The sequence below is a fragment of the Corallococcus terminator genome, assembly GCF_003611635.1.
Taxonomy (GTDB): domain Bacteria; phylum Myxococcota; class Myxococcia; order Myxococcales; family Myxococcaceae; genus Corallococcus; species Corallococcus terminator.
The window spans coordinates 1-11,251 of the sequence record NZ_RAVZ01000319.1; the positions used below are offsets into that span (position 1 = coordinate 1).

Here is an 11,251-nt window from a genome sequence, read left to right on the forward strand (position 1 = left end):
GGGCGGTGGGCTCGCTGCTTTCGGCACGGTCGAGCAGCTTGGCGAGCCCGAAGTCGAGCAGCTTCACCTCGCCGCTCTCGGTGAGCACGGCGTTGCCGGGCTTGATGTCGCGGTGGAGCACGCCCCGGCGGTGGGCGGCCCCCAGGCCCCGAGCCAGGTCCCGACCGATGCCGAGCGCGCGCTCCCAGGACACGGGCCGGGCCAGCCGGTCCAGACTGACGCCCCGGATGAATTCAGAGATGAGGTACGGCTGGTCCTCCAACTGCCCCACCCGGTACAGGGTGACGACATTGGGGTGCTGGATGCGGGCGGCGGCACGGGCTTCCACCAGGAAGCGCGCCAGCGCGTTGGAGCCCAGGGACGGGATGAACTTCACCGCGACGGGGCGCTCCAGGAGCGTGTCGTGCGCCAGGTACACCCGGCCCGTGCGTCCCCGTCCGAGCGGCCGCACGATGCGGTACTCGTCGAACTCCTCGGGAGGAGTCCACGCGTCGGAGGGGGGAGACGAGGCGGGAGAGCCCACCGGGGTTGCCTACGCATCCCGCGCCCGGGGGTCAACCCGGGGGCCTGCGGGAGGAGGGGCAGGAGCAGGAGAGCGCACCCCGGTGTCAGACAGTGGACACTCTGGGGACCGGGCTCGGGTCACTCCTGACCCGAGCGGGGTTTCGCCTTGCTGGGTTTGAGCATGTTGCGGATCTTGTTCTCCAGGTCCTGGGGCAGACAGGGCTTGGCGACGAATTCGTCCGCGCCCACGGAGAGGGCGTGTTCGGCGTTGCCGGCGAGCACATGGCCGGTGAGGGCCATCACCGGGATGTCGCGGGTGCGCGTGTCCTGCTTGATGCGCCGCGTCGCCTCCCAGCCATCCATGACGGGCAGGGACAGGTCCATGAGGATGATGTCCGGCTCCCCCTCCTGGGCCTTCTCCACGGCCTCCAGGCCGTTGCGGGCGGTGTCGACCTCAAACCCGCAGAATTCCAGGTACTCCGCGTACATCTCGCGGGCGTCGTCGAAGTCGTCCACGACGAGGACACGCTTCTTGGCGTTCACGGGAGCCGGCCCACCGCTCGAGGTCGGCTCGCCCTCCGGGGATGTCATGACCGCGTTCTTCATGGAGCAGAGGCCTCGCATGCAGGGGAGGGGCGGGACGAATCTAAACACGTCTTCGAAAAAGCGCCCGTTCTCGCAAGATTTCCCTGGACGGGACGGAAGGGTGGGCCCGCAGTCCGGTGTGAAACAAGGGGACAGTGGGTGACAGTGTAGGTGCGCGGGGGCAATGGGGCGAGGGGGCTCCAGGTGGAGCCCCGGAGCCAGGCACGAGGGTCAGTCGTTGGGGCGGTAGACGTGGAGCCGGGACTGGGTGGGGTCCTGATCATCGACCTCCGTCCACGCGAGGAAGATGCGCCCGTTCTTGTCCACGGCGAGTTGGGAATCGAGGACCGACGTGGCGCCGGGATTGGCGCTCAGGGCGCCTCCGACCTTCTCCCAATGATCCGTATCCCACCGCTGGACGAACAGGCTCCGCACCGAGGGCTGGGCTTCGGATTCGGGCTCTTCGATGAGCACGACCAACCGGCCCTGCGGGTCGAACTTGAGGGCTGAGGCGGACGCGTTGGTCTTTCCGGGGACACTGCTGAGTGTCGGTCCGATATCGACCCACTCCCCCTGCGCCGTCCACTGCTGAACCCGGACCGATTGTGCATCCCCCTCAGAGACCGGATTGGCCACCACCACATTGGTGTCACCCAAGAGCGTCGACGCCAGGATTGGCGAGCCCACTCCGATGGAAGGATAGGGGTAACTCGATTGGCGTCCGATTCCCTGCCATCTCCCCACGTACGTCGTCCATCCCGGAGCAACCGCTCGCTCGTTCCAAAGCAGGAACTGGTCACCCCATCGATTCAGCTCCATTTGCATCGAAACAAGTCTCTTGTCCGACGGGTATTCAGATCCACCCTGCGACTTCCATTCTCCAGCATCCAAACGCATCACGGTGGCTCGGACTGTGGACGCGTTCAACTCCTTGAAGGCAATCACAGGAGTCGTGTCCCAGATTCGCATCTGCAACTCACTCAGGCTTGAGTGAGCCAACAGCGGAGCAATGGCCTGCCCCCACGGAACCCAGGCACTTCCATCCCAGAGCCGAACCTGGACCTCATGACTTCCATCGAGCTTGGGCTGGGTCCAGGCAACCAGCGGAGTACCCGCTGAATCCAGTTGCAACACGCAGTCCGTTGCATTGGGCTCGCCGGCGGCCCCTTTGAGGGGATTTCCCAGCGCCTGCCAGACAGTACCATTCCAGCGCTCGACATGGACTCCAGTCGCGTCTGCCTCCACCCAGGCCACAAGTGGATTGCCTGCACTGTCGAGTTGGAAGGAGAAGGCTTCGACGTCGGAGTCCGTGGGATGCGCGGCTCGTGGCGCCCCCAGGGGAAGGACGGCCGGGACGCGCCAGGACCAGCCTTCGGCAGGCAATGCAAGGGGATTCCCTGCGGCATCTGTTATTGCTGAATCAATGACCACGCGCATCAAGCCATTCAAGGGCAGCGGCGCGCTGGGTTGAAGCGTCAAGATCTTACCGGTTTGAGATAGCGAGACATCCACCTGGATCTCGCTCTCACCCGACAAGAGCCGAATTGCTTGGTTGTTCACACCGTTGGCCAGTACCGGCTCGGACAGCTCCGCTTGAATGAGCTGATGCACAGACACCCACTGCGAGCCATCTCCAGGAGTCTGGGCAACCAACGTCGGACTCGTTCGATCCACCGTGATTTCACGCGGCTTACTCAAGGCGTGCTCACCACACCGGAGAGCCACCATGGAGAGCCGATGGGGGCCCTCCGAAACAGACAGCGTTTCCCAGTCCAGAACGAACGGGGGCAGAAGCGTGGCGACACTCTTGCCGTCCACGAGCAACTCCACGGACTCCGGCGAAGCGGCCGTAAACCTGGGTTGGATCCTCACCGTAGCGCCTACCTGCGCTCCCTCTCGTGGCAACTCCCAGTCGATAAAGAAGGCCACTGGGTTGCTCGCATCCTCGCCTGGACACGGCTGCGGCTTCGGCGGCGCCTGTGGTTCTTCAATTTCGGGGATCTGGATGCACGCCGAGTGGAGCAACAACAACGACAGCAACAGGGTCCTGAGGTTTTCCATGACGTCGCGACTCAGCAAGAAAGACTCCACCCGTTCGTGTCGCACAACACCCCTGTATGACGGCCGGTTCCGTCTCCATTCAAGACGGAGGATCCATTCCGAAGGACCTGCCCCATCCGCAAACCCCAGAAGTGAGGCCAGGAAACACCCCAGACGGAAGATGCCCCTGTGAAGCCATGGCTTCACAGGGGCATCAGGACAAACTCAGCTCGCCCCATTCAGGGCAACGCGACTCGGCTCAAGGAGCCGGCGTCTGCGCGGGCTGGATCGCGACCCCGGACCCCTGCAGGTCCGTGCCGATGGGCTGGCCCCAGATGCTCTCGTAGGCCTCGTTCGTTCCCACCGTCGGCAGCTTGGTGAAGGCCACAACGAGCTTCACCTGGCTCGGAATGAGCGCGATGCCACTGTAGATGAAGGAGTACCGGGTGCTGTAGCCCTGGGACGACGTGATGCCGAAGACAGGCATTTCAGCGGGCGTGCGCGTGACGTAGGGGCCAAAGGGCTCATTCAGGGTCAGCGGGAACCCCTGATTGCTGTAGTTATTGACTTCCCCGAAGGAGTTGAAGCCAATCTTGCCGTCGTTGTCGATGTCCCCGTCGAAGAAGACCTGAACCGTGCTGCCCGCCGGAGGCCGAATGGGCGCACTGAAGTTCACGTACACGACTTCCGTGGGATTGAGCTGCGTCGCCGCAACCGTGCCGAGCGCGGCGGTCTCCTGGTAGCGGAGTTCCGCGATGGTCACGGCCTTGGGGCTGGCCTGGTCGCCACCGAAGAAGAAGCCCGTCTGGGTGAAGTTGGTGCCACCCTCGGCGGACACCGCGCGCACGAAGATGTTGTACTCCTTGCCTTCCTGCACGACGCCCGAGCCCGGGTTGATGGTCGCCGAGTAACCACCCGCGTTCACGGTGGCCGTCACCGCCAGCGACTCCTTCGCGTACTCGTCCGTCAGGCGCACGAGCAACGAGCCCGGCTGCACCGGCTGGTTGAAGTACACGTAGATGGGCTCGCCCGGACGGACCAGGTTGTTGAGCGGATCAAAGACCGTGGCGGCCTTGAGGCTGCCCACGTTGCTGCCCTCGACCGCGAGCGGCACGTTCTGCGGCCGCGCGAACGGCAGGTTCACGACGCGCGTGATGCTGGTGCTCACGATGGAGGCACCCGAATAGCTCGTCACGAAGCCGCCCGTCTCCGGGATGCCGTCGCCGTTGGCGTCCATCGGGGACACCCACAGGTTGTAGCTGCCGTTCAGCCGCGCCAGCTCCGCGCCGGAGGGCACGCCGTTGAACGTCAGCACGCCGTCGTCGCCCGCGGTGGCCTCGACGTAGACCTTGCTCAGCACGGAGGCCGTGTTGTCGTAGTTGCTCAGGATGAGCGAACCCGCGCGGTCCACTTCCAGCGTGCCCTTCACGCCCGCGGCCGGACGGCCCTGCGGCGTCACCACGTTGAACACCAGCTTGCTGTTCAACTGCGCCAGCGTCACCGGGCCGAAGCTCGCGTTGCCGTTGTTGATGGGCACCGTGCCCGCCGCCGACGGCACCGTCGACGTCGCGCGCAGCGTCGCGTAGCCAGACTTGCTGAACGTCAGCAACACCTGCGCGCCCGCCGGCACGTCCGTCATCACGAAGTTGCCGCTGGCATCCGTCGTCGCCGACTTGCCCGTCGCCTGGCTGCCGATCGTCATCGCCACCGTGACGCCATCGAGCCCCTGGAGGTTCGTTCCCAGCACCTGGCCAGAAACAGTCCCCTTCGGCGTCGAAGGCACCACCACCGACACGTTGTTCGGATCACGGATACCGTCCGCGACACCATCATTGTCCGCATCGGTCGCGTCGCCGCACCCCCAAGAAAGCAGCGGCAGTACGGCCATCAGCAAATGCTTCTTCATCGTCCCCACCTTGAATTTTTGACGGAATTTTCACGCCCTAGCTGTCAAGAAAGGGCGGAAATCGGACACTCCCTGAGCCAGGGCCACGGCGTCAAGGTGGGGGAACTTTGACCCAGGCCCCAGGTACGATGACACATTATGTCAGACCTCAATCATCCCTGCCTCGGCTGCGCCATCGTGCGGGGGGACACCCGCACTACCGGTGGCGTCCTGGCCCGCCCCCCCGGCTGGGTCCTCCATGCCGTGGCCTCGCCCAGTCCCGTTCCTGGCTGGGTGGTGTTGACCAGTGAGCAGCACGTGCGCGGCTGGTACGACCTGGACGAGGCGTCGTCGCGCGAACTGGGCCCGCTCGCCGCCCGGGTGATGCGCGCCCAGAGGGAGGTGCTCGGGGCGGAGCACGTCTATGCCTTCGCCATTGGCGACGTGCTCCTGCACTTCCACCTGCACCTCGTGCCCCGCTTCGCGGACACCCCACCACACCTGCAAGGTCGGGGCGCCTTCGACGCGGCCCCCACCGAACACCGCTCCCCGGAAGAACTCGAGGACGCCGCCCGGAGGCTGGCGACGGCGCTCGCACGCTGACCCACGCCGGGGGTGACCCGGTGCCAGGCGAATCCACTCCCCGACGACCCCTGTCATGGACCTGACATGTCATCGGGGGGAGAATGCAGGGCGTCATCATGCGTGTGTCCTCCCTCGGCCCGTGGCTGCTCTCCCTGCTGCTCCTCACCACCGGTCCCGCCCTGGCGGACAACACGGCGGATGAGGCGGACATCGCCTTCGAGCTGGGCAACGACGCCTACTCCCACGGCAACTACACCGAAGCGCTGCGCTCGTACTTCACCAGCTACCGGCTGGTGCCCAACCGCAACGTCCTCTTCAACATCGCGCGCTGCTTCGAGGCCCTGGGCAAGTTCAACGAGGCGTACCGCTACTACAACGATCTGCTCGGCGAGGACCTGCCCACCGAGGACGCCTCCGAGGTCACCCGCTCCCTGGAGCGCCTGCGCCCCAAGGTCGCCCTGGTGCGCGTCACCACCAATCCCCGGGGCGCGGACGTCTTCGTGGACCGCACCGACCTGGGCAGCCGGGGCCGCTCGCCCCAGACGCTCGCGCTCACGCCGGGCCGCCACAAGGTCCTCGTGCGCAAGGACGGCTTCCGCCCCACCGAAGCCACCGTCACCGTCACCAAGGGCCGCGAGACGCCCGTGGACCTGGACCTGGGCCTCATCACCGGCATCGTGGACATCACCGGCACCCCCGAGGGCGCCGAGGTTCGCGACAACCCCAACGGCCCCCTCCTGGGCCGCCTCCCCGCGAAGCTGCGCCTGTCCCCGGGCCAGCGCGTGCTCCACGTTCGCGCCCCCGGCCACGCCCCGGGCCAGTACGTCGTCGACGTGCCCGCCGAAGGCACCCTGCAGCTCGTCGCCACCCTGAGCGCCCAGACGCGCCCCACCGGCCGCGTCGTCGTCACCGCCAACCACGACGGCGCCACCGTGCGCGTGGACGGCCGGCCCGCGGGCTTCACCCCCACCGTCGTCACCCTCCCGGAGGGCGAACACGTGCTGGAGGTGGAGAGCCGCGACGTGCGCCCCATGCGCCAGAAGGTCACCGTCATCCCGGACAAGGAGGTGAAGGTCCACGCCACCCTGCGCTACGAGCCGCCCCCGGTGCGCGCGGCCTCCAAGACCCTCCTGTCCGTGGACGAAGCGCCCGCCTCCACCACCGTGCTCACGCCGGAGGAGCTGCGCGCCTTCGGGTGGCGCACCCTCGCGGAGGCCCTGGCCGGCGTGCGCGGCTTCTTCCTCACCGACGACCGGACGTACACGTACCTGGGCGTGCGCGGCTTCTCCCCTCCGGGCGACCTCAACACGCGCATCCTCATCCTCTGGGATGGCCACGCGATGAACGACGTGTGGGCCGGCCAGGGCTATGCCGCGCATGACCTGAGCGTGGACCTGGAGGAGGTGGAGCGCATTGAAGTCGTGCGCGGCCCCGGCAGCGCCCTGTACGGCACGGGCGCCTTCTTCGGCGTCATCAACGTCGTGCCCCGCGAATCGCTGGGGCTGGACCGGCACCTGGAAATCACCGGGGCCGTGGGCGCGATGGGCTCCACGCTCGTGCACGCCACCACGTCGTGGGAGGACCCTGACCGCTCCGTCCTCTTCAGCCTCGCGGGCATGAAGTCGCGGGGCGCGGACACCACCCTGCTCGGGAACCCCGGCCCCATCGTCACCGGACTGGACGGCGAGAAGGCCGGCACCGGCTCAGTGCGCGCGCGCCTGGGCAACCTGTCCCTCGTCGCCCAACTGCATGGGCGCACCAAGGATGTGCCCACCGCGCCCTATGGCACCGTGGTGGGCGCGCAGGGCACGCGCGTGCAGGACGTGCGCGGCTTCGCCGAGGCGAAGTACGAACGCGTCCTCTCCCAACGCGTCGCCCTGTCGCTGCGCGGCGCCGCGGACCTGAGCCGCTACCAGGGCGCCTTCCAATACGGCGGCGACGCCAACCAGACGAACACCGACTCCGGGGCCGCGGACTGGCTCACCGCCGAGGCGCGCCTGCTGGTGGGCCTGTTCGACACCAACCGCCTCACCTTCGGCGTGGAGGGCCAGCACCAACTGCGCGTGGATCAGAAGAGCGTGGGACCCTCGATGGAATCGGACCTGGAGACGCGCAAGCGCTCGCTCGTGTCCGTGTACGCGCTGGACGAGTGGCGCCTGCACCCACGCCTGAACCTGTCGCTGGGCTTCCGCGTGGACAAGTACAGCGACCTGGACTCGCTGCCGCTCACGCCCCGGCTGGCCGTCATCGGCCGGCCCTATGACAAGGGCCTCACCAAGCTCGTCATTGGCCGCGCCTTCCGCGCCCCCAACGTCTACGAGCTGTTCTACGAGGACAACCTCCTCACCCAACGCCTCGCGGGACGATTGGAGCCGGAGACCATCACCACCTTCGAGGTGGAGCACTCGCACGACCTGACCCAGGAGCTGCGCGTGACGCTCGCCGGCTACCACAACCGCATCTCCCGGCTCATCACGCTCACCACCGAGTCCGCGCCCACGCCCGGCTGCGGCCCCGAGGGCGCTCCCAGCCAGTGCCTCGTGTACGCGAACAGCTCCGGCGAGACGCTGGCGTGGGGAGCGGAGGCCGGACTGCACTGGCAGCCGGGTCGCTGGCTGCTGGTGGACCTGAGCTATTCCTACGTGACGCTGAGCAATGCCTCGCAGGACGTGGTGCAGGCCAAGCCCGCGCACCTGGCCTCCGGGCGCTTCCTGCTGCCCGTGGGCAATGGCGACATGCGCATCGCCACCCAGGCCACGTACCAGAGCTCGCGCGTGGACGGCCTCTCCGGCGCCGACAGCGGCGAGGCCCTGCTCGTGGGCTTCGGCGTGTCCGGCGACTACGGACGGCTGCGCTACTTCGCCGGCGTGAACAACCTGCTGGACTCGCGCTACGCGTTCATCGTCGGGGAAGACGCGTCCGCCGGCCCCGTGCCCCAGTACGGCCGCACCTTCAATCTCCAGCTCACCGGCAGCTTCTGACCGCCTCGCACGCCATGGCCGACGACACCTCGCTCGAACTCATCCACCCCGGACACCCGCTGTACGACGGGGAGTTGGAGCTGCGCTTCCGCGTGCTGCGCGAACCGCTGGGCTTCAGCCGCGCGGACGTGAAGTTCCCCTTCGAGGACGCAAGCCTCCACCTCGTCGCCCACGCGGGCGGCACCGTCACCGGATGCGTGCTCTTCCACCCGGAGGACGCGCACGGAGGCCGGCTCTTCCAGATGGCGGTGGCGCCCTCACTTCAAGGAAAGGGATTGGGGGCCCGGCTGGTGCGCGCGCTGGAGGACTCGCTGCGACAGCGCGGCTTCCGTCACGTGCACCTGCACGCCCGCGCGCAGGTCGTCCCCTTCTACGAACGGCTGGGCTACGCGGTGTACGGCGAGCCCTACGTCGAGGTGGGCGTCCCCCACCGGAACATGCAGCGCGACCTCTGAGACTTCTCAGGTGGCGGGGACCCGGGCCGGTGCGCGGCGGCTGCTCCAGAGCACCACGCCCAGGGCCGTGAGCGACATCGCCGCGCCCACGGCGCACACACCGGACCAGCCCGCTCGCGTCCACGCCGCCGTTCCAGCCCACGCGCCCGCCGCGCCCCCCAGGAAGTACGTCACCATGTAGAGCGTGTTGAGCCGGCTGCGCGCCTCCGGCTGCAACGCATACACGCGCGTCTGGTTGGTGATGTGATTGGCCTGCGCTCCCAGGTCCAGCAGCACCACGCCCAGCGCGATGCCCCACAGCGTGTGCCCCACGAGCCACAACACGCCGAAGGACGCCAGCAACACGGCGATGGCCAGGGCGTTGAGGCGCCGGTCCCCGCGCTTGTCGGCAAGGCGCCCCACCAGCGGCGCGACGCCCGCGCCCGCCACGCCCACCACGCCGAAGAGGCCCGCCACCTGCGCGTCGTAGTGCCCGGGCAGCGACTGGAGGTGGAGCGCCAGCGTGACCCAGAAGGCACTGAAGGCACCGAAGGTGAGCGCGCCCAGCAGCGCGTGCAATCGCAGCACCGGCTCCGAGCGCGCCAGGTGGATGAGTGACCGCAGCAGCGCGGGATAGGGCATCGCGGCCAGCGGCGGCTGCGAGGGCAGCGTGAAGCGCAACAAGACTCCCAGCACCACCATCAGTCCCGCGGCCACCCAGAACATGGTGCGCCAGCCCAGGTGCGTGCCCACGAAGCCCGCAGCCGTGCGCGACAACAGGATGCCGATGAGCAACCCGCTCATCACCGTGCCCACCACCCGGCCTCGCCGCGAGGGCTCCGCGAGCTGCGCCGCGAAGGGCACCAGCAACTGCGGAATCACCGTGGTGACGCCCACCGCGAAGCTCGCCGCCACCAGCACGCGCAGGTCGGGGGCGAGCGCCGCCGCCGACAGCGCCACGGCCACGCAGGCGCACAGCGTGAGGATGACGCGCCGACGCTCCAGGCTGTCGCCCAGGGGCACCAGGAACAACATGCCCACCGCGTAGCCCACCTGCGTCAGCGTGGGCACCAGCCCCAACGCTCCGCCCGATGCACCCAGCGTGCGACCGATGTCTCCCAGCAGGGGCTGGTTGTAATAGAGGTTCGCGGCCGCGACGGCGCTGGCCATCGCCATCAAGCCGATCAGCGCGGGACTCAACGAAGAATGGGTGGGCTCGGAGGGCGTCGTCATGGGAGGCGGCGCAACGGATAAGCCCCCCGCCCGTGGGCTTCAATCAGGACGTGTGGCCCCCGCACTGGAAGCACCCTCCAGGCGGGCAGCGGGCCGCGGGCCCCTTCCCCCTTTCCCAGGGCGCGCGTGCCGGGCAGGCTGCGGGCCATGCTTCGATCCCTTCTGTTGTGCGCGGTGCTGGCCCTCGCGGGCTGTGGTGATTCCTCCTCGGGTGACCCCGCCAAGGTGACGTACGCCGATTCGCTGGGCGTGGACCTGGCCGCGATGAACAAGAGCGAGTCCGGGCTGTACACGCAGGACCTGACGGTCGGCACCGGCGCGGAGGCCGTCTCCGGGAAGATCGTCCAGGTGCACTACTCCGGGTGGCTGCCAGACGGCACGCTGTTCGACAGCAGTATTCCCCGGGGCCAGCCGTTCTCCTTCAACCTGGGGCAGGGCCGCGTCATCGAAGGCTGGGACGAAGGCGTCGTCGGCATGCGCGTGGGCGGCAAGCGCAAGCTCGTCATCCCCTCCGACATGGGCTACGGCGGCGGGGGTTCACCGCCCGTCATCCCCGGCGACGCCGTGCTCGTCTTCGACGTGCAGTTGCTGGGCGTCTACTGACGACCCTCCGCGCCCACACCCCGCGGTCTTCGGGGGACGCCTTCAGACGCCGGGCGTCCTACCGGAGACCGGCGGCGGGGGCGGGGCGCGCTTCTTCGGCGGCAGGCGCGAGCGGCCCTTCGGCCCCTTCAGCGCCACGCCCAGCAGCATCGTCGCGGGCAGCATCATGCCCAGGCCCTGCGTGAGGTCCTTGGGCGGATGGGTTGCCACGCCCAGCACCATGCCCGCGAAGAGCAGGCCGCAGACCAGCCGGAGGATGATGGCGTTCACGTGTGACTCCCCGGGCCCCGAGCCCCGGCGACGAGAGGTGCGTCAGCATAGCGCGCGGCGCCCCGGCGCGCCGTCCGTTAAGGTGGCCCCGTGAGCCTCCTGAAACGCTTCCAGCCCGGGTACGACCCGCC

The 11,251-nt window shown here is 68.2% G+C and carries 10 protein-coding genes; 4 read left to right on the forward strand and 6 right to left on the reverse strand.

The window, feature by feature from the left end; genetic code table 11:
- From D7V88_RS32850 to D7V88_RS32865, 4 genes are all read right to left on the reverse strand, one after another.
- Positions 1-523: serine/threonine-protein kinase (locus D7V88_RS32850; RefSeq protein ID WP_147448954.1), on the reverse strand; the 523-nt coding region annotated here is incomplete at its 3' end.
- Between the two features lie 119 nt (positions 524-642).
- Positions 643-1,095 carry a response regulator gene (locus tag D7V88_RS32855; RefSeq protein WP_244238520.1) on the reverse strand — a complete coding sequence of 151 codons (453 nt, stop codon included), beginning with the start codon at positions 1,093-1,095 and terminating at the stop codon, positions 643-645.
- Between the two features lie 225 nt (positions 1,096-1,320).
- Positions 1,321-3,168, reverse strand: a complete 1,848-nt coding sequence (locus D7V88_RS32860) for an Ig-like domain-containing protein (RefSeq protein ID WP_147448955.1) — start codon at positions 3,166-3,168, stop codon at positions 1,321-1,323.
- Positions 3,169-3,388: 220 nt separating this feature from the next.
- On the reverse strand, positions 3,389-5,035 hold the full coding sequence (locus tag D7V88_RS32865; protein ID WP_120544571.1) for a carboxypeptidase-like regulatory domain-containing protein: 1,647 nt from the start codon (positions 5,033-5,035) through the stop codon (positions 3,389-3,391).
- Between the two features lie 138 nt (positions 5,036-5,173).
- Between D7V88_RS32865 and D7V88_RS32870 the strand changes: the two genes are divergently transcribed.
- The 3 genes from D7V88_RS32870 (at position 5,174) to D7V88_RS32880 (ending at position 9,035) form a co-directional block, all read left to right on the forward strand.
- The gene (locus D7V88_RS32870) at positions 5,174-5,617 is read left to right on the forward strand and encodes an HIT family protein (protein ID WP_120544572.1); all 444 of its coding nucleotides are present in this window, start codon (positions 5,174-5,176) and stop codon (positions 5,615-5,617) included.
- 98 nt (positions 5,618-5,715) lie between these two features.
- The gene (locus D7V88_RS32875) at positions 5,716-8,580 is read left to right on the forward strand and encodes a TonB-dependent receptor domain-containing protein (protein WP_120544578.1); all 2,865 of its coding nucleotides are present in this window, start codon (positions 5,716-5,718) and stop codon (positions 8,578-8,580) included.
- 14 nt (positions 8,581-8,594) lie between these two features.
- Positions 8,595-9,035, forward strand: coding sequence for a GNAT family N-acetyltransferase (locus D7V88_RS32880; protein WP_120544573.1), 441 nt, complete (start codon positions 8,595-8,597; stop codon positions 9,033-9,035).
- Positions 9,036-9,041: 6 nt separating this feature from the next.
- Here the strand turns inward: D7V88_RS32880 and D7V88_RS32885 are convergent, their stop codons facing one another.
- Positions 9,042-10,247 carry an MFS transporter gene (locus D7V88_RS32885; RefSeq protein ID WP_120544574.1) on the reverse strand — a complete coding sequence of 402 codons (1,206 nt, stop codon included), beginning with the start codon at positions 10,245-10,247 and terminating at the stop codon, positions 9,042-9,044.
- Positions 10,248-10,394: 147 nt separating this feature from the next.
- Between D7V88_RS32885 and D7V88_RS32890 the strand changes: the two genes are divergently transcribed.
- Positions 10,395-10,850 (forward strand): FKBP-type peptidyl-prolyl cis-trans isomerase, encoded by a 456-nt coding sequence (locus D7V88_RS32890; protein ID WP_120544575.1) that lies wholly within the window; start codon positions 10,395-10,397, stop codon positions 10,848-10,850.
- Between the two features lie 42 nt (positions 10,851-10,892).
- On the opposite strand, the gene D7V88_RS32895 is transcribed toward D7V88_RS32890, so the two are convergent.
- Positions 10,893-11,120, reverse strand: a complete 228-nt coding sequence (locus D7V88_RS32895; RefSeq protein WP_120544576.1) for a hypothetical protein — start codon at positions 11,118-11,120, stop codon at positions 10,893-10,895.
- Between the last annotated feature and the right edge of the window lie 131 nt (positions 11,121-11,251).

Bases quoted from the DNA above. Each gene is read 5' to 3' on its own strand.
- D7V88_RS32855 (WP_244238520.1), bottom strand. From the start codon at position 1,095: ATGACATCCCCGGAGGGCGAGCCGACCTCGAGCGGTGGGCCGGCTCCC.
- D7V88_RS32865 (WP_120544571.1), bottom strand. From the start codon at position 5,035: ATGAAGAAGCATTTGCTGATGGCCGTACTGCCGCTGCTTTCTTGGGGG.
- D7V88_RS32870 (WP_120544572.1), top strand. From the start codon at position 5,174: ATGTCAGACCTCAATCATCCCTGCCTCGGCTGCGCCATCGTGCGGGGG.
- D7V88_RS32875 (WP_120544578.1), top strand. From the start codon at position 5,716: ATGCGTGTGTCCTCCCTCGGCCCGTGGCTGCTCTCCCTGCTGCTCCTC.
- D7V88_RS32880 (WP_120544573.1), top strand. From the start codon at position 8,595: ATGGCCGACGACACCTCGCTCGAACTCATCCACCCCGGACACCCGCTG.
- D7V88_RS32885 (WP_120544574.1), bottom strand. From the start codon at position 10,247: ATGACGACGCCCTCCGAGCCCACCCATTCTTCGTTGAGTCCCGCGCTG.
- D7V88_RS32890 (WP_120544575.1), top strand. From the start codon at position 10,395: ATGCTTCGATCCCTTCTGTTGTGCGCGGTGCTGGCCCTCGCGGGCTGT.